21 protein-coding genes and 1 tRNA gene are annotated in these 15,885 nt (G+C 60.5%); 14 read left to right on the plus strand and 8 right to left on the minus strand.

Annotation, left to right across the window (positions count from 1 at the left end; translation table 11 throughout):
* Window positions 1-3: 3 nt before the first annotated feature.
* Window positions 4-708 carry a YoaK family protein gene (locus AB4N92_RS26815; protein ID WP_236267324.1) on the plus strand — a complete coding sequence of 235 codons (705 nt, stop codon included), beginning with the start codon at window positions 4-6 and terminating at the stop codon, window positions 706-708.
* Between the two features lie 146 nt (window positions 709-854).
* Here AB4N92_RS26815 and AB4N92_RS26820 read toward each other — a convergent pair whose 3' ends face one another.
* The 4 genes from AB4N92_RS26820 to AB4N92_RS26835 form a co-directional block, all read right to left on the minus strand.
* Entirely contained in the window at window positions 855-1,208 is a 354-nt protein-coding gene (locus AB4N92_RS26820; RefSeq protein ID WP_010210332.1) for a hypothetical protein, read from the minus strand.
* A gap of 170 nt (window positions 1,209-1,378) precedes the next feature.
* On the minus strand, window positions 1,379-1,690 hold the full coding sequence (locus AB4N92_RS26825) for an AzlD domain-containing protein (RefSeq protein WP_010210330.1): 312 nt from the start codon (window positions 1,688-1,690) through the stop codon (window positions 1,379-1,381).
* Entirely contained in the window at window positions 1,687-2,382 is a 696-nt protein-coding gene (locus AB4N92_RS26830) for an AzlC family ABC transporter permease (protein WP_021493102.1), read from the minus strand. Before AB4N92_RS26830 ends, AB4N92_RS26825 begins: the two co-directional genes overlap by 4 nt.
* Before the next feature lie 71 nt (window positions 2,383-2,453).
* Entirely contained in the window at window positions 2,454-2,669 is a 216-nt protein-coding gene (locus AB4N92_RS26835) for a hypothetical protein (protein ID WP_010210327.1), read from the minus strand.
* A gap of 157 nt (window positions 2,670-2,826) precedes the next feature.
* Between AB4N92_RS26835 and AB4N92_RS26840 the strand changes: the two genes are divergently transcribed.
* The 10 genes from AB4N92_RS26840 to AB4N92_RS26885 all read left to right on the plus strand — a co-directional run bounded on the left by AB4N92_RS26840 (window position 2,827) and on the right by AB4N92_RS26885 (window position 12,028).
* Window positions 2,827-3,201, plus strand: coding sequence for a metalloregulator ArsR/SmtB family transcription factor (locus tag AB4N92_RS26840; RefSeq protein ID WP_205518041.1), 375 nt, complete (start codon window positions 2,827-2,829; stop codon window positions 3,199-3,201).
* Window positions 3,202-3,220: 19 nt separating this feature from the next.
* Window positions 3,221-4,504 carry an arsenic transporter gene (locus AB4N92_RS26845; RefSeq protein ID WP_038453268.1) on the plus strand — a complete coding sequence of 428 codons (1,284 nt, stop codon included), beginning with the start codon at window positions 3,221-3,223 and terminating at the stop codon, window positions 4,502-4,504.
* 13 nt (window positions 4,505-4,517) lie between these two features.
* Window positions 4,518-5,003, plus strand: a complete 486-nt coding sequence (locus AB4N92_RS26850; protein WP_010210324.1) for an arsenate reductase ArsC — start codon at window positions 4,518-4,520, stop codon at window positions 5,001-5,003.
* Window positions 5,000-5,686, plus strand: coding sequence for an arsenical resistance protein ArsH (gene arsH, locus AB4N92_RS26855; RefSeq protein ID WP_044287231.1), 687 nt, complete (start codon window positions 5,000-5,002; stop codon window positions 5,684-5,686). The genes AB4N92_RS26850 and arsH overlap by 4 nt, the downstream gene beginning before the upstream one ends.
* A 50-nt stretch (window positions 5,687-5,736) precedes the next feature.
* Window positions 5,737-6,528, plus strand: a complete 792-nt coding sequence (locus tag AB4N92_RS26860) for an AraC family transcriptional regulator (protein WP_010210322.1) — start codon at window positions 5,737-5,739, stop codon at window positions 6,526-6,528.
* 74 nt (window positions 6,529-6,602) lie between these two features.
* Entirely contained in the window at window positions 6,603-7,214 is a 612-nt protein-coding gene (locus AB4N92_RS26865) for a LysE family transporter (RefSeq protein WP_021493096.1), read from the plus strand.
* Between the two features lie 317 nt (window positions 7,215-7,531).
* A complete protein-coding gene (locus AB4N92_RS26870) occupies window positions 7,532-7,825 on the plus strand; it encodes a hypothetical protein (protein WP_080923208.1) in 294 nt (97 codons plus the stop codon).
* Between the two features lie 235 nt (window positions 7,826-8,060).
* Window positions 8,061-10,775, plus strand: a complete 2,715-nt coding sequence (mgtA, locus tag AB4N92_RS26875) for a magnesium-translocating P-type ATPase (protein WP_198832008.1) — start codon at window positions 8,061-8,063, stop codon at window positions 10,773-10,775.
* 65 nt (window positions 10,776-10,840) lie between these two features.
* A complete protein-coding gene (locus AB4N92_RS26880) occupies window positions 10,841-11,188 on the plus strand; it encodes a DUF2493 domain-containing protein (protein ID WP_047541958.1) in 348 nt (115 codons plus the stop codon).
* Window positions 11,189-11,206: 18 nt separating this feature from the next.
* Entirely contained in the window at window positions 11,207-12,028 is an 822-nt protein-coding gene (locus tag AB4N92_RS26885; RefSeq protein WP_236267325.1) for a hypothetical protein, read from the plus strand.
* On the opposite strand, the gene AB4N92_RS26890 is transcribed toward AB4N92_RS26885, so the two are convergent.
* Window positions 12,025-12,714: a tellurite resistance TerB family protein gene (locus AB4N92_RS26890; RefSeq protein WP_044287233.1), complete on the minus strand. Its 690-nt coding sequence runs from the start codon at window positions 12,712-12,714 to the stop codon at window positions 12,025-12,027. The genes AB4N92_RS26885 and AB4N92_RS26890 overlap by 4 nt on opposite strands.
* Before the next feature lie 125 nt (window positions 12,715-12,839).
* On the opposite strand from AB4N92_RS26890, the gene AB4N92_RS26895 reads away from it, so the two are divergent.
* Window positions 12,840-13,367 carry a DinB family protein gene (locus AB4N92_RS26895; protein WP_047541952.1) on the plus strand — a complete coding sequence of 176 codons (528 nt, stop codon included), beginning with the start codon at window positions 12,840-12,842 and terminating at the stop codon, window positions 13,365-13,367.
* Here AB4N92_RS26895 and AB4N92_RS26900 read toward each other — a convergent pair.
* Entirely contained in the window at window positions 13,339-13,812 is a 474-nt protein-coding gene (locus AB4N92_RS26900) for a GFA family protein (protein WP_044287234.1), read from the minus strand. The genes AB4N92_RS26895 and AB4N92_RS26900 overlap by 29 nt on opposite strands.
* A 196-nt stretch (window positions 13,813-14,008) precedes the next feature.
* On the opposite strand from AB4N92_RS26900, the gene AB4N92_RS26905 reads away from it, so the two are divergent.
* Window positions 14,009-14,290, plus strand: a complete 282-nt coding sequence (locus tag AB4N92_RS26905; RefSeq protein ID WP_010210311.1) for a hypothetical protein — start codon at window positions 14,009-14,011, stop codon at window positions 14,288-14,290.
* Between the two features lie 180 nt (window positions 14,291-14,470).
* Here the strand turns inward: AB4N92_RS26905 and AB4N92_RS26910 are convergent.
* A tRNA-Leu gene (locus tag AB4N92_RS26910) sits at window positions 14,471-14,557 on the minus strand.
* Between the two features lie 248 nt (window positions 14,558-14,805).
* Window positions 14,806-15,003, minus strand: coding sequence for a hypothetical protein (locus AB4N92_RS26915; protein ID WP_021493090.1), 198 nt, complete (start codon window positions 15,001-15,003; stop codon window positions 14,806-14,808).
* Window positions 15,004-15,257: 254 nt separating this feature from the next.
* On the opposite strand from AB4N92_RS26915, the gene AB4N92_RS26920 reads away from it, so the two are divergent.
* Window positions 15,258-15,863, plus strand: a complete 606-nt coding sequence (locus AB4N92_RS26920) for a cysteine hydrolase family protein (RefSeq protein WP_010210309.1) — start codon at window positions 15,258-15,260, stop codon at window positions 15,861-15,863.
* Window positions 15,864-15,885: the final 22 nt, after the last annotated feature.

Here is a 15,885-nt window from a genome sequence, read left to right on the forward strand (position 1 = left end):
CCTATGCTGCCTTCGCCCCGCAAACGTTACGTCAATGCTGCACTCGCCCATCGACAGCGCTGGCGTGGTCGGGTCGGGCTGATGCTGGTGGCCAGCCTTTCAGTGTTGGCAGGCATGACCGATGCCATCGGCTTCATGGCGAGCGGCGACTTCGTTTCGTTCATGAGCGGCAACACCACGCGCCTGGCGGTAGCGATCAGCGAGGGGGATCTTGGACTGACCGGGCGCCTGCTGTTGCTGGTCGTAACATTCGTGGTCGGTAACGCGCTGGGTGTGGTGGTCAGCCGGATGAGCCGCCGTCATGCGTTGCCTTTGCTGTTGTGCATTGCGACCTTGTTGTGCGGTGCGGCATGGCTGCCTTCCAGCGATACGTTGCCCGCGCTGCTGGCGGCGATCATCGCCATGGGCATGCTCAATGCTGCAGTGGAAGAGGTCAACGGATTGCCGGTCGGGCTGACTTACGTCACCGGAGCGCTCTCACGCTTTGGCCGCGGGCTGGGACGCTGGCTGCTCGGGGAGCGCCGCATGGGTTGGCGCGTGCAGTTGATCCCGTGGGCTGGCATGTTCGTTGGGGCGGTGATTGGCGCGCTGCTGGAACACCAGATGGGCTTGAAAGCGCTGCTGGTCAGCGGCGTGCTGGCAGGGTTGCTGGGGTTGGTGTCGCTGAAGATTCCCCGTCGCTGGCACTTGGGTTACATGCCGCGCTGAAGATAGGAAGAGGTGCTCGCCCGACGTTTAGGCCTCGACGTCCGTGTACTGGTAAAGAGCCATCATGTCGGGCAAGCGGGTGAATCATAAGCGAATGCCCGACGGCTGTCGTGCCAGGCATTTCCTAATTCGACTAAGGCAATGGATTACAGGCAGGTCGCGAGTGCGGCCAAACGGCGCTTGGCCGGCATATTGTCTTCTGCGGCATAGTACTTGATCGTGGAGCCGGCACCCGCGCTTTGCACGTCGACGAAGTAATCGCCAGCGGTGGTGTAGACGGTGTAACCGCCCGCCTCGATTGGCTCCTTGAAGCCGCCGGCATCAACGCCGAACACGCCTTCGTCCTGCCAGCCGAATTGCACGCATTCGGCAACGACCAGGGTGGCCTTGTCCGAAGCCAGCGTCTTGTAGGGCGTGCCTGCGCGCGCCTCTTTCATCTTCGAACCTGCGCAACCGGCCAGGGCCGCCAGTACCAGTGCGCCAATTACCACCTTGTGCATGCCATTGCTCCGTTGGAAAAAACGCGACTGTACCATTGCCGCGGGCTGGACTGACGGCCGCATGAACTTTGTTTCACTGTAAAGGGAGAAGGCGCGGTCTATATTGACCACGCTCATTTTTAGTAGTCTCCCTTCGGCCCGCTCTCCCGCGGGCTTTTTTTCGCCTGGGCTCAGAGCAACCAGCGGAACAGGTAAAACAGCGCCATGCTCAGCAGCACGGTGACCAGCACATTGCGCGTCCAGAACATCAGCCCCACGGCGCTGATACCCGCCAGCAGGTAGGGGTTGGCCGGGCTCAGGTTCAGGTGATGGTCCGCCAGGAAAATGATCGGCCCGCAAATTGCCGTGAGCATGCCCGGCACTGCAAACCCGAGAAACTCCCGCGCGCCACGGTTGAGGCGCACCGGCAGGCGCGGTTCGATAAACAGGTAACGGTTGAAAAATACCACCAGGCCCATGGCCACAATCATGATGTAGATCATTGCTGCCCTACTCCCAGTCGCTTGCAGGCATAACCCGCGCTCATGCCCAGCAAGCCGGACACCACCACCGCCGACTCCCAGTGCAGGAAACTCAACCACACCGAAAACAGCAGCGACACGGCCACGCAGACCACCGTGGGTATGTCGCGCACCACCGGCGTGATCAGCGCGATAAACGTGGCGGCGATGGAAAATTCCAGGCCCAGTTGATCAAGGCCGGGAATGCTTTTGCCGAGCACGATGCCGGCCAGGGTGAACAGGTTCCAGATGATATAGAACGTCAGCCCAACGCCCAGGGCATACCAGCGGTTGAACGTCTCGCGGTCATAGTGACTGACCAGTGCAAAGAATTCGTCGGTCAACAAAAAGCCCAGGCTCATGCGCCAGCGCGTCTTGAGGGGTGACAGGACCGGGCGCAGGTGCATGCCGTAGAGCAAATGCTGAGAGGTCAGCAGCAAGGTCGTCAACACGATGGAAATCAGGCTGGCGCCACTCTTGACCATACCGATGGCGACCAGTTGCGCAGCACCGGCAAACACGATGGCGGACAAACCCTGGGCTTGCAAAGGGCTGAATTGCGCATCGATGGCCATGGAACCGGCCAGCAGCCCCCAGGGCGCACAGGCCAGGGACAGGGGAATGACGGCGATGGCGCCGCGAGCGAAGGCGTAATGAGGTAAGGCAGTGGGCATGGAAACGGCTCATCGACAAACAGTCGACAAGCATGCCAGCGCAACAACGGGCTTGTCTTGAACGATCTTGCTCAGGCCAGCCTCACCGACACCTGCTCCACCGAGTCGCGCGCCTCACGCAGCTCATAGGCATCCTGGTTGAGCCGGTGAATCGTGTTGAGCAAACGCTGGCGCAGCACTTCATCGCCGAGTTTTTCAACGGCGCGCATCAGGTCGAACGCGGCGGTTTCGTTATTGTCCGCGACGGAATCGAGGGTCTTGCGCAGGTTGCGAGTGGCACGGGTCACGCGGATTTATCCTTCTTCAGCAATGGGCAGGCACTTTAGGACATTCGTGTTTCATTTTAATTTCAAACACTTGTGGCGGATTTCAAGGCATTTGATCCATGTCAATTGAAACAGGATTTGACTGTATATATGGATATTCGTATATTCGAATAACTCAATATGCAAAGGCCTTGGCCATGTCGGACGCCATCTCCCCCCCACCCTGTTCAAATGCCTGGCCGATGCCACCCGTGCACGCCTGACGTTATTGATCCTGCGCGAAGGCGAACTTTGCGTGTGCGAACTGATCCATGCCTTGGACGACAGCCAGCCCAAAATCTCCCGTCACCTCGCGCAACTGCGCAGTTGCGGGTTACTGCTGGACCGCCGTCAGGGTCAATGGATCTACTACCGGATCAACCCTGCGCTGCCCGAGTGGGTGACACAGGTGCTGCACATCACCCAGCAAGCCAACCAGCCATGGTTGCACAGCGACGCACAGCGTCTGGATGCAATGGGCGACAGACCACAACGGGCCAGCACCTGCTGCTGAGCCACCGGAGCCTTTATTCATGCTTGTCGCAATTGCCATTTTTATCTTCACCATCGTCCTGGTCATCTGGCAGCCCAAAGGTTTGGGCGTTGGCTGGAGCGCCACCATGGGCGCGATCCTGGCCTTGGCCTGCGGCGTGATCAGCCTGGCGGACATTCCCGTGGTGTGGCACATCATCTGGAATGCCACCGGGACCTTTGTCGCGCTGATCATCATCAGCCTGTTGCTGGACGAGGCCGGCTTCTTTGCCTGGACCGCCCTGCATGTAGCGCGCTGGGGACGAGGGCGCGGCCGACGGTTGTTTGCCTATATGGTGTTGCTCGGCGCACTGGTGTCGGCGCTGTTCGCCAACGACGGTGCGGCGCTGATCCTGACGCCGATCGTGATGTCGATGCTGCTGGCGCTGCGTTTTTCTCCGGCGGCCACGCTGGCGTTCGTCATGGGCGCCGGCTTTATCGCCGATACGGCAAGCCTGCCGCTGGTGGTGTCGAACCTGGTGAACATTGTCTCGGCCGACTACTTCAAGATTGGCTTCAACGAATACGCCGCCGTGATGGTGCCGGTTAACTTCGTCAGCGTCGCGGCCACGCTGGCGGTGCTGTTGTGGTTCTTCCGCCGCGACATTCCGCAGACCTACGACCCCGCCGACCTTGACGACCCTGCCAGTGCGGTCCACGACCGCGCCACCTTCCGCGCCGGCTGGTGGGTGCTGGGCATCCTGCTGGTGGGCTGCTTTGCCCTGGAACCGTTGGGCATTCCGATCAGCGCGATTTCCGCCGTGTGCGCCTTGCTCCTGCTGGTGATCGCCGCCAAGGGCCACAAGATCTCCACGCGCAAAGTACTGAAGGAAGCACCCTGGCAGATCGTGATCTTTTCCCTCGGCATGTACCTGGTGGTCTACGGCTTGCGTAACGCCGGCCTCACCACCTACCTGGCGACCTGGCTCGATACCTTCGCCACTTATGGCGTGTGGGGCGCAGCCATGGGCACCGGTGTGCTGACGGCGCTGCTGTCCTCGGCGATGAACAACTTGCCGACGGTGTTGATCGGCGCGCTGTCCATCGAGTCCAGCCATGCCGTGGGCGTGATCAAGGAGGCCATGATCTACGCCAACGTGATCGGCAGCGACCTGGGCCCGAAAATCACCCCGATTGGCAGCCTCGCCACCTTGCTGTGGCTGCATATCCTGGCACGCAAGGGCATCACCATCACCTGGGGCTACTACTTCAAGGTCGGGATTGTACTGACCCTGCCAGTGCTGTTGATCACCCTCGCCGCCCTTGCTTTACGCCTGAGTTTCTAACGGAGTCACCTCGATGAAAGTCCTGTTCATGTGTACCGCCAACAGCTGCCGCAGCATTTTGTCCGAAGCGATGTTCAATCACCTGGCGCCACAAGGTTTCGAGGCGATCAGCTCCGGCAGCTTTCCCAAGGGCCAGGTCCTGCCGCGCAGCCTGAGCACGTTGCAGGCCGCCGGCATCAGCACCGAAGGTTTGTACAGCAAAGGCAACGACGCGTTCGAAAGCAGCCCGCCGGACGTGGTGATCACCGTATGTGACAAGGCCGCCGGCGAGGCTTGCCCGGTGTATTTCGGGCCGGCGGTGAAGGCGCACTGGGGGCTGGAAGACCCTTCGGACGTGCAGGGTGACGACGCGAGTGTGCAGGCGGCATTCGACGCCACGTTAAAGATCATTGCCACGCGCTGCCGGGCGTTTTTCATCCTGCCTTTTGCCGAGCTCAGCCCTGCCGAACTCAAGACAGAACTCGCTCGCATTGCACAGTTGCAGTCGGAGGCCCCATGACCACCCTGCCCAACCTGGACCCGTCACTGATCCCGCCAAAACCGGACGGTGTGGCCCAGCCACCGCGCATCCTGCTGCTCTACGGATCGACCCGGGAGCGCTCGTTCAGCCGCCTGCTGGTGGAGGAAGCCGCACGCCTGCTGCAGCACTTCGGTGCGCAAACACGCATCTTCAACCCCAGCGGTTTGCCACTGCCCGACGATGCACCGCGTGACCACCCAAAAGTCCAAGAGCTGCTGGAACTGATGCAGTGGTCCGAAGGCCAGGTGTGGTGTTCGCCCGAGCGCCACGGTTCAATGTCAGCGGTGTTCAAGGCACAGATCGACTGGGTGCCGCTGGCCCTTGGCGCGGTGCGCCCGACCCAAGGCAAAACCCTGGCGGTGATGCAGGTGTCCGGCGGCTCCCAGTCGTTCAATACGGTTAACCAGTTGCGAGTGCTGGGGCGCTGGATGCGCATGTTCACCATCCCCAATCAATCCTCGGTGCCCAAGGCATTCATGGAGTTCGATGATCAGGACCGCATGAAGCCTTCCGCCCTGTATGACCGCGTGGTGGACGTGATGGAAGAACTGATGAAGTTCACCCTGCTGCTGCGCGAACGTCCGGATCTGGTGGACCGCTATTCGGAGCGCAAGGAAAGCGCCGAAGAACTCTCGCACCGCGTCAATCAACGGTCGATCTGAGCCCGCCTGCCAGCGTATGCTCGTACCTGCCCCCTGACTGAGTTGAATCGATGAGCGCCGTGCGACACGCCTGGCTGGGCAACTATGAAATCAGCAGTACCGCCTGCACCGGCCTGACCTTTGCCCGCCACAGCCATGATGAATGCGTGATCGGCGTGAACCTGCTGGGCGAAGAAAAAGTCTGGCTCGACCGTCGGGAGTTCGACGCAGGGCCCGGCTCCATCACCCTGTACAACCCCGGCCAGATTCAGGGCGGCGGCGCAGCAGAGGGCGCGCCCTGGCACTTTGTGAGCCTGTATGCCACCGCAGATCAACTGGCGGCGGACCTTGGGCTGGCGCACCTGGAGTTTGATCGGTCGCTGTGCTTCCAGCCCGACCTCGCGCAGCGACTGGCGGCGGCGATCAAGGGGGCACTGAGTACCGACACACTGGTTCGCGAACTGAATGAAGAGGCGTTGGTGCTGCTGTTGGGCCAAGTGGTGAACACCAGCGGTGTGCGCCTGCCAGGCAGCGCCAACACCGGCAAGCCGCTGATCAACCGCGCCCAGGAGCTGCTCGCCGCACAATTGCATCAGCCGCTGACCCTCGATCATCTTGGCGTCGAACTGGGGCTGTCCAAATTCCATCTGCTGCGCGCCTTCCAGAAAGAAACCGGGCTGACGCCCCGTGAGTGGGCCATGCAGTTGCGCACCCGTCGCGCCAAAGGTCTCCTGCGCAATGGGGTGCCCGCCAGCGCGGCCGCACATACCCTGGGCTTTGCCGACCAAAGTCACCTTAACCGGCATTTTCGCGCGGCCTACGGCATTACGCCGGGCGTTTATCAACGCGCGGTGACGCGCTGAACAGCGCAATCTGATCCAAGACAGCGCTTCGGCGCGCCCTCACACTGCCCGCCATCGCTTGAAGGAATGTGGGCATGCTGACGATCTTTTTCTACGCACTGGTATTTGGTTTTGTGTTCTGCCTCTCGCCCGGCGCGGTGCTGGCAGAGACCCTGCGCCGTGGCTTGCTGCATGGCTTCACACCGGCCTTGCTGGTGCAGTTTGGCTCACTGGTGGGCGATGCGGTGTGGGCGGTGATCGGCCTGACCGGCATCGCCCTGCTGATCCAGCATGATGCCGTGCGCGTGCCGCTGACAGTGGTGTGTGCGCTGTACCTGGCGTGGCTCGGCATCCGCAGCCTGATCGACGCCTGGAAGCTGCCTGAGTCAGACGCTGCACCCGCCAGCACCCGGCAAAATGCGCTGGCAGTTGGCGCAGCGATCTCACTGGCCAACCCGAAAAACATCGTCTACTGGGGCGCGTTGGGCAGCGCGTTGTCAGGCATCGTCGGCACCACGCCCAGCCACGGGCAGACGCTGATGTTCTTTGCCGGGTTCATGTTGGCGTCGGTGCTGTCGTGCTTTCTGATCGCGGCGCTGGTCAATGTGTTGCGCCAGAACGCATCACCGTTGTGGCAACGTATCAGTTATGGCACCTGTGGCGTGGTATTGATCTATCTGGCCGTTCTCGCCGCACAGGGTATATAAGTTATATATCCACTAACTTTCGAATGCCAATTGTCTGAACGAACTCTGAACACCGGACAATTTAATTAATCATGCGTTGACATTTTGTAAGCGTCTGAGTAGATTGCCCGTGCCCGCAACTGGGGCCTTTTTTAAACCTCACAAAAGAAGCCAATGGACACAGTATCTAGTCGCTGTCCGAGCACCGCCTCTGCGGGCATCGGGCGCCAAACCCAGAATATGACAGGACTCGCCACACCGGTCCGGTAAGCTGCGCTAGAGCTCGATGCTCCACCGTAACTGCCTCGCCGGTCGCCCGTCCGGTCCCGAGGTGTGTTATGACCTTCAAAGCCCTTGTTTTGCCTGATGTACGCGCACTAGCGGCCGCCCTGCGCGCCAAGCTGTGCCGTGAGCCCGTAGGCTTTTCTCCTGCCCGCTCCGCTTTTGCAGCACCTTCCCCTCAAGTACGCCCGGCTTACCCGCTGGCGCACTGGCGTATCTGCCCGGACAGCGGCCAACGGGTGCAGCACTGGGATCACGCCGACCCTCAAGACCCGCAGAGACCCAAGGTTTCCAGCCTGGCACAAGCCAGCTTGATGCTCGGTCTTTATGTGAGCGCTCGCGCCGCCTGACCCGGCTGGAAACAGCAACTTCCTGATCAATTTCCTGGAGTTCTTTATGAACACGTCCAGTAGTAGCCCGCTGCGCGCTAGTTAACTAACGCACTGTTAGCGGGCCCTGTAGAAGTTAGATGAACACCTTATTTAAACCGATCGCGAAGTTAGCGACTCGGCATGCTTTCGCTCGCCTGTCCTCAGGTAAGTACCGGGTATGTTTTGTCGAAAATTGGCGACAGGAGTACAGACAATGAGCGCCGTAAAAAACACGCCTCTGCACAAAAAGAATGGCACTGACGCCGACACCAAACTGTCGATGCGTGCCGCCCGCGAAGCCCACAACGGCCTGTCGGCCACCCTGGCGAACGTGCGTGCCACCCAGGACGGCTTGACCGAACTGGACGCTTGCGGCCGCCTGCAACGCGAAGGCTATAACGAAGTCGCCCACGACAAGCCACCTCACGCCATCGTCCAGTTCCTGCAGGCACTGAACAACCCGTTCATTTATGTGCTATTGACCCTGGGGGGCATCAGTTTCTTCACCGATTGCTGGCTGCCGATGCAGGAAGGCGAAGAGGCTGACCCGACCAAAGTCATCATCATCATGACCATGGTGCTGCTCAGCAGCCTGCTGCGGTTCTGGCAGGAACACCGCTCGGCCAAATCCGCCGAAGCCTTGAAAGCCATGGTACGCACCACGGCCACCGTGTTGCGTCGTGAACAAGTGGGCTCGCCACCCACCCTGCGCGAAGTACCGATGCGCGAGTTGGTGGCTGGCGATATCGTGCAGCTGTCGGCCGGCGACATGATTCCGGCGGACATCCGTCTGATCGAATCCCGCGATCTGTTCATCAGCCAGGCCGTGCTGACCGGTGAAGCCTTGCCGGTGGAAAAGTACGACACCCTGGGTAACGTCACGCAAAAATCAGCCGGACCGGTGACCGCTGACCAAGGCAACCTGCTGGACCTGCCGAACATCTGCTTCATGGGCACCAACGTGGTCAGCGGACGTGCAAAAGCCGTGGTGGTCGCCACCGGACCACGCACCTACTTTGGCTCCCTGGCCAAGGCGATTGTCGGTTCCCGGGTGCAAACTGCGTTCGACCGTGGGGTGAACAGCGTCAGCTGGTTGCTGATCCGCTTCATGCTGGTGATGGTGCCGATCGTGTTCCTGCTCAATGGCTTCTCCAAGGGCGACTGGGGCGACGCCTTCCTGTTTGCCCTGGCGGTGGCCGTCGGCCTCACCCCGGAAATGCTGCCGATGATCGTCAGTGCCAACCTGGCCAAGGGCGCCACCGCCATGGCCAAGCGCAAGGTGGTGGTCAAACGCCTCAACGCGATCCAGAACTTCGGTTCGATGGACGTACTGTGCACCGACAAGACCGGTACCCTGACCCAGGACAAGATCATCCTCGAACATCACGTCAACGCCTTTGGCCAGCGTGATGATGCCGTACTGTCCCTGGCCTGGCTCAACAGCCATCATCAAAGTGGCATGAAGAACCTGATGGATCAGGCGGTGGTGGAATTTTCGGAGCAGAACCCGAAGTTCAAGGTGCCGTTCGCCTACAGTAAGATCGACGAGTTGCCGTTCGACTTCGTCCGCCGTCGCCTGTCGATCGTGGTCAAGGATGCCGCCGACGACCAACTGCTGGTGTGCAAAGGCGCCGTGGAAGAGATGCTGAGCATTGCCAGCCATGTCATGGAAGCGGGCGCCGCCGTGCCGCTGGACGAGCGTCGCCGTGAAGAACTGCTGGCGATTGCCAACGACTACAACGAAGACGGGTTCCGTGTGCTGGTGGTCGCCACCCGCCACATCCCTAAATCGATGGCGCGCCAGCAGTACACCACCGCCGATGAGCGCAACCTGGTGATCCAGGGTTTCCTCACCTTCCTCGATCCACCGAAAGAAACCGCCGGCCCTGCGATTGCTGCACTGCAACAGATCGGCGTGGCGATCAAGGTGCTGACCGGCGACAACGCCGTGGTCACCAGCAAGATCTGCCGTCAGGTCGGTCTCGAGCCAGGCCAGCCGCTGCTCGGTGCCGAAATCGAAGCCATGGACGACGCGACGCTGCTGCGCCGCGTAGAAGAACGCACCGTGTTCGCCAAGCTGACGCCGCTGCAGAAGTCTCGCGTGCTCAAGGCGCTGCAAGCCAACGGCCACACTGTGGGTTTCCTGGGTGATGGGATCAACGATGCACCGGCTTTGCGCGATGCCGACGTGGGTATCTCGGTCGACACAGCGACCGATATCGCCAAGGAATCGGCCGACATCATCCTGCTGGAAAAGAGCCTGATGGTGCTGGAAGAAGGCGTGCTCAAGGGCCGCGAAACCTTCGGCAATATCATGAAGTACCTGAACATGACCGCCAGCTCCAACTTCGGCAACGTGTTTTCGGTGCTGGTGGCCAGTGCGTTCATTCCGTTCCTGCCGATGCTGTCGATCCACTTGCTGCTGCAAAACTTAATGTACGACATCTCCCAGCTGGCCTTGCCGTGGGACAAGATGGACAAGGAGTACCTGGCCAAGCCGCGCAAGTGGGATGCGAAGAACATCGGTCGGTTCATGATCTGGATCGGGCCGACCTCGTCGATCTTCGACATCACCACCTTTGCGCTGATGTGGTTCGTGTTCGCGGCCAACAGTGTGGAAGTGCAGACCCTGTTCCAATCCGGCTGGTTCATCGAGGGATTGCTCTCGCAAACCCTGGTCGTGCACATGCTGCGGACCCGCAAGATCCCGTTCTTCCAGAGCACCGCCGCCTGGCCGGTGTTGATGATGACCTGCGTGGTGATCGTGCTGGGGATCTACGTGCCGTTCTCGCCACTGGGCACCCTGGTGGGCCTGCAACCGCTGCCAATGGCGTATTTCCCATGGCTGGTAGGCACCCTGATCAGCTACTGCTGCGTGGCCCAACTGATGAAGACGATCTACATCCGCCGCTTCAAGCAGTGGTACTGATCTCCCCCGCCGTTTAAACGGTGGCGGTCGCCCGGCCGCCACCGTGCAACACAAGGAATCACCTTATGCGCGTCTTGATCTGTGCAGGTCGTCATTACGCCGACACCAAAATGTCCCGCCAAGTGCTGGACGCTTACCACCGCCTGCGTCCGGTGCAGGTACTGATCCACGGCGGCAACCAATTCCTCGGCAGTGACGTTGAGGACTGGGCCCGGGAATTGGGTATCGACGTGGTGCGTTACCCGCCCAACTGGCAACGCCACGGCAAGCAGGCGGAACGCCAGCGCAACCATTTCATGCTGGCCGACAGCTGCCCAGACGTGGTCATCGCCCTACCCGGCGGGGACGACACCTGCGAGTTGGTCTGCCAGGCCAAAGCCAGCGGCATTTCGGTGCTGAGCGTAGAAAGCTGAATTCATGCGAGGTGCATCATGCACAAAAAACACACCCCAGCCCGCCAGTACGGGTTTGCCAAATACCGAGCGCGTCGCTACCACGGTGCACGCCCCACCCTGTTGTTACTACCACCGGCCAAGCGTCGCGCGTTGCGGCGCAACCTGATCTTTATCGGGCTGACCCTGGGCATCCTGTTGACAATTGCCTTGTTGTCAAAGGCCCACGCGGCCGGCGGTTCTTATGTGGTCGACGACGGCGCGATCAATGCGCCAGGCGAATGCAACGTTGATGCCTGGCACACCGCCAACCGACACGATGGCAGCACTCACACTGAAACGCTGTCGCCTGCCTGCACCTTTGCCGCGCTGCCTTCGGTGCAATGGGACGCAGCCCTCTCCCGCGCTACCAGCGCAGGCAAGGGTGAAACCCAGGTGAACCCACAGCTCAAGGCACACGTCTGGTCGCGGGAAGACCTGGGACTGGAAATGGCCGTGTCGGCCGGCGCGCACTTTGCACAAGGCCGTCGGCACGGCTTTGAAGGCACCGACTTCAACATCCCGTTGACGTGGCAGCCGTTGGCACCCGTGCGCCTGAATTTGAATGCCGGTTGGTCCCACACCTACAACGACGGAGACCAAAAACACCGACTGACCTGGGGCACCGGCCTTGAGTACCAGGTGGCGCATTCATTGACGCTGGTCGCCGAGCGCTACGGCCAGGATGGCGGCGACCAGGCGTGGCAGGCTGGGCCCAGGTTTCATTTCGGCGAGCGGGTCGACGTGGACCTGGTGGTTGGACGCAGCCTGGTCGGTGACCACACGCAATGGCTTACCACCGGCGCCACGCTGCGGTTCTAGGCCTTGGCTTGTTGCTCCAGGTGCAGTTGCAATTGCGGGTCGATTTGCAACTGCCCGGCCAGCTCATCCAGGTAATTGCGTTCGGCGTCCTGCTGATCGTCCACCATCATCACACTGGCCAGGTACACCTCGGCCGCCACAGCTGGGTCGCCGGCGAGCTCAGCGAAATCCGCAGCATCCAGCGGTTTGGCGACTTCAGCGTCGAGCCACTGCTGCAGTTGCGGGTCCTCGGTATGCCGGCCCAGCTCATTGGAAATCAGTTGCCGCTCATTTTCATCGATACGGCCGTCGGCTTTGGCAGCGGCGATCAAGGCACGCAATACCGCATGGCTGTGGGCCTCGGCTGCGGGGCCGTCGAGCTGGTCGACTGTCTGCAAGGCTTGCTGCGGCGCATTGGCTTGCTGGCGCTGCCAGGCTTGATAGGCCTGAAACGCGGCCATTCCCAGCGAGGCCAACGCCGCGTAGTTCATCCCACCGGAACGCCCTTGAGCGGGACGAGTAGCGGTTGTGCCGCCCAACATCCCACCCAGGCCTCCCAACAAATCACCCAGACCGCCACCGGCCGATGCATTGCCAGTGCGGGTGCCTTTCAATAACCCACCGAGCAGCCCACCCAGTCCGCCGGATGATGCACTGCCGCCTTGCCCTGCGCGCAAAAGTTGTTCAAGTAAATCACTGGTGTTCATGGTGTCACCCTCCTAGGGCGCAGTGTTGGCGTCTAACAACCATAGCCCGACACTGCCGGAACACCATGACCGCCGGGCGGGCACGGCCTATCATGGCGTTACCGCGACTTCGAGAGAACACCCAAGTGAACCGGACTGAGCACATCGCGCTGATGGCGAATTACAACCAGTGGATGAACCGCAAGCTCTATGACGCGGCCCAGACACTGACGGACGCGGAACTGGCGATGGATCGACAGGCGTTTTTCGGCTCGATCCTCGGCACGCTGAACCACCTGGTCCTGGGCGACACCGTCTGGCTCAAGCGTTTTGCGCAGCATCCAGCAGGCTTCACAGCGCTGGCTCCGCTGCACGTTATTGCTACGCCTGCCGATCTCAAACAATTGGCTTTTGCTGATATACGTGAGCTGGCAGCCCATCGCACCTGGCTGGATCAGTTGATTGTCGATTGGAGCCACAGCGTGCAGGAGCCCGACCTGGACCATCGCCTGCATTACCGCAATATGCGCGGCGTGAGCGCCGACAAGGATTTCTTCAGCCTGCTGGTGCACTTTTTCAATCACCAGACCCACCACCGGGGCCAGGCCACGACGTTGCTGACCCAGGCGGGGCTGGAGGTGGGCACTACGGACTTGCTGGCGCTGATCGACTGAACTCGGCATAGGCCTGCATCAAGCGCGCAAACTCGTGCGGCTCGGGCAACTGTGCAAAGCTTTCCACGGCCGGGGTGGATGCCCAGGGCAGCTTCTCGCGGGTCCAAGTCTCCATGAAAGGCACGTAACCGCTGGCGTTATCCAGCAACGCGGCGCGGACATTGACGAATTCATCGATGCCATGGGGCCGTGTGAACAGCCAGCTCATGCAATGGGGGCAGAAATAATGGCGATCCACGCCCTGCAGGCCGCCGATCACAGGGCAGCCCTGGGTGACCGTGAAACCGCTGGCGGGAATCAACGCGCTCAGTGAGAACGCACTGGAAGACATCTTCTGGCAGCCCGTGCAATGACAGGCCATGGTGATCACCGGGGCGGCACTCACGGTGAAACGCACACGCTCACAACGGCAGCTGCCCTCATATGGCAGGGTGTCGACGCTCATCATTGCTTCCTTATTATTGATGGGTAGCGTCTCAGGTTAGCCTCAGGTGCCAGACTTGAACAGGCCTGTCGCCCAAACCGAACGCTGCCTGGTTGTTGGGGTCCTAACCCTAGGTGTCGAGGTTTTTACCGCCCCGCCCTCCCCGCGCGCATTGAGGGTCTAGCGATGTGCGTACCCCCGAGAAGGAGACGCTTACATGGTCATTCACTTCAAGGTTGCAGGTCACTTGGCCTGTGGTCACCACGGCACCAACCTCCCTTCCAGCACCGAGCTGAACCGAGTCAAATGTCGTACCTGCCGCAACACTGACGCCTACAAGGATGCCCGCCGCACCCAGCGCAATGCGGCCCGACGCGTTAATCGCAAAGCCAAGACCCACACCAATATCGACTGGCGCAGTGCCTGGACGCAGCGCCTTACCGACTTGCCAGGCTTGCAGCGTTTGCCGCGCGGGTTCAGTGGTCAGCCGTTCGTGTAATCATGGCGCCACGGGGCCACCTGCCATTTGCCCGCAAGGTTTGCAATCGCCTGTTGCAGCGCTACAGCGCCCCGCGAACAGGGCGTACATCCGGCAAAAAACCGGGCCACAAAAAAACCTGCACAAGGCAGGTTCTATGCGGGCTGCAGCGACGTCCTGAGAGGTCGTGAAACCAAATGATGGTGCCCGAACCCGGAATCGAACCGGGACGCCCTTACGAGCGGGGGATTTTAAGTCCCATGCGTCTACCAGTTTCGCCATTCGGGCGGCAGCGCGTGTTGCAGGGTTGGGAATATATAGATCCAGTCGCTTTGACGCAAGGTCGAACGACAGCTTTCTCGCGCTGCGAGGCTGGCGAAAAAGCTCGGTAGATCAGTGATCTAGGTAGCATCCAGAGGAATAAACCCGGCTCATGGGCGTCACTTGAGCCCTTGCTCGGCGATCCTGATGCCCTCCCCACGGGCATAAACAACAATCCCGACGCACACGTCGGAATTGTTGTGCTGGGAGGCCAATCAGTGGTCGGGATGCTCGCTCGCTACCGAATCGGCAGCGTCCACGTCAGACATATCCTCTTCAAGCGGTGCCTCGTCGTCCGGTGGCAGCGGGATATTGTCGTCATCGCGCTTTGGATCGTGCCCTGTTTCATTATCTGTGCCGCGGGTTACTGCTTGCTGTGAAATATTCCCTGGGGCGTTTTCATTGATTTCCATACGGGCTCTCCTTTCTTACGCTCGGGGTATCCGTGCTTATCATTCAGAGACAGTACATTCTTCAGAGTGCCGGGCATTAGACGAATGGTGAACGCTGCGCCTGTGGCCTCGTCACCACCACCGGGTGCCGTTGCGGGTGATCAATCCGGTGTATAACCGGTGGTATGCGCGTTACAAAATCGGCCAGACTGCGATCCCGGCTCTATGCTTGACACCCGAACCCAGTGCTTGAACCCACCTATCGGAGACGCACCATGAATCCCCACGCCACCGCCCTTGTCCTGATCGAATTCCAGAACGATTTCACCACTCCCGGTGGCGTCTTCCATGACGCCGTCAAAGACGTCATGCACGCGACCGACATGCTGGCCAATACCGCAACCACGGTGCAACAGGCGCGCCAACTGGGCGTGAAGATCATTCACCTGCCGATTCAGTTCGCGGAGGGCTATCCGGAGCTGACGACACGCGACTACGGGATTTTAAAGGGCGTTGCCGATGGCAGCGCGTTCCGCACCGGCAGTTGGGGCGCAGACATCACCGATGCGATCAGCCGTGAACCTGGCGATATTCTTGTGGAAGGCAAGCGCGGCCTGGATGGTTTTGCTACCACTGGACTGGACTTGGTGTTGCGCAACAATGGCATCCACAACCTGGTGGTGGCAGGATTCCTGACCAACTGCTGCGTCGAAGGCACGGTTCGATCAGGTTATGAAAAGGGTTATAACGTGGTGACTCTGGCCGACTGTACAGCGACGTTCACCGACGAACAGCAAAAAGCGGCGGAAAACTTCACACTGCCGATGTTTTCGAAGGTGTTACGGCATACCGAGTTTCTTGGGGCGTTGAACGCCAAGTAAGCAAAAAGGGCAACTGATCTTT

This window comes from Pseudomonas sp. S3_A09, from assembly GCF_054668065.1.

Excerpts from the sequence above, each read along its gene's own strand:
- AB4N92_RS26815 (WP_236267324.1), top strand. The coding sequence starts at position 4 with ATGCTGCCTTCGCCCCGCAAACGTTACGTCAATGCTGCACTCGCCCAT.
- AB4N92_RS26820 (WP_010210332.1), bottom strand. The coding sequence starts at position 1,208 with ATGCACAAGGTGGTAATTGGCGCACTGGTACTGGCGGCCCTGGCCGGT.
- AB4N92_RS26825 (WP_010210330.1), bottom strand. The coding sequence starts at position 1,690 with ATGATCTACATCATGATTGTGGCCATGGGCCTGGTGGTATTTTTCAAC.
- AB4N92_RS26830 (WP_021493102.1), bottom strand. The coding sequence starts at position 2,382 with ATGCCCACTGCCTTACCTCATTACGCCTTCGCTCGCGGCGCCATCGCC.
- AB4N92_RS26845 (WP_038453268.1), top strand. The coding sequence starts at position 3,221 with ATGCTTGTCGCAATTGCCATTTTTATCTTCACCATCGTCCTGGTCATC.
- AB4N92_RS26850 (WP_010210324.1), top strand. The coding sequence starts at position 4,518 with ATGAAAGTCCTGTTCATGTGTACCGCCAACAGCTGCCGCAGCATTTTG.
- arsH (WP_044287231.1), top strand. The coding sequence starts at position 5,000 with ATGACCACCCTGCCCAACCTGGACCCGTCACTGATCCCGCCAAAACCG.
- AB4N92_RS26860 (WP_010210322.1), top strand. The coding sequence starts at position 5,737 with ATGAGCGCCGTGCGACACGCCTGGCTGGGCAACTATGAAATCAGCAGT.
- AB4N92_RS26865 (WP_021493096.1), top strand. The coding sequence starts at position 6,603 with ATGCTGACGATCTTTTTCTACGCACTGGTATTTGGTTTTGTGTTCTGC.
- AB4N92_RS26870 (WP_080923208.1), top strand. The coding sequence starts at position 7,532 with ATGACCTTCAAAGCCCTTGTTTTGCCTGATGTACGCGCACTAGCGGCC.
- mgtA (WP_198832008.1), top strand. The coding sequence starts at position 8,061 with ATGAGCGCCGTAAAAAACACGCCTCTGCACAAAAAGAATGGCACTGAC.
- AB4N92_RS26880 (WP_047541958.1), top strand. The coding sequence starts at position 10,841 with ATGCGCGTCTTGATCTGTGCAGGTCGTCATTACGCCGACACCAAAATG.
- AB4N92_RS26885 (WP_236267325.1), top strand. The coding sequence starts at position 11,207 with ATGCACAAAAAACACACCCCAGCCCGCCAGTACGGGTTTGCCAAATAC.
- AB4N92_RS26890 (WP_044287233.1), bottom strand. The coding sequence starts at position 12,714 with ATGAACACCAGTGATTTACTTGAACAACTTTTGCGCGCAGGGCAAGGC.
- AB4N92_RS26900 (WP_044287234.1), bottom strand. The coding sequence starts at position 13,812 with ATGAGCGTCGACACCCTGCCATATGAGGGCAGCTGCCGTTGTGAGCGT.
- AB4N92_RS26905 (WP_010210311.1), top strand. The coding sequence starts at position 14,009 with ATGGTCATTCACTTCAAGGTTGCAGGTCACTTGGCCTGTGGTCACCAC.
- AB4N92_RS26915 (WP_021493090.1), bottom strand. The coding sequence starts at position 15,003 with ATGGAAATCAATGAAAACGCCCCAGGGAATATTTCACAGCAAGCAGTA.
- AB4N92_RS26920 (WP_010210309.1), top strand. The coding sequence starts at position 15,258 with ATGAATCCCCACGCCACCGCCCTTGTCCTGATCGAATTCCAGAACGAT.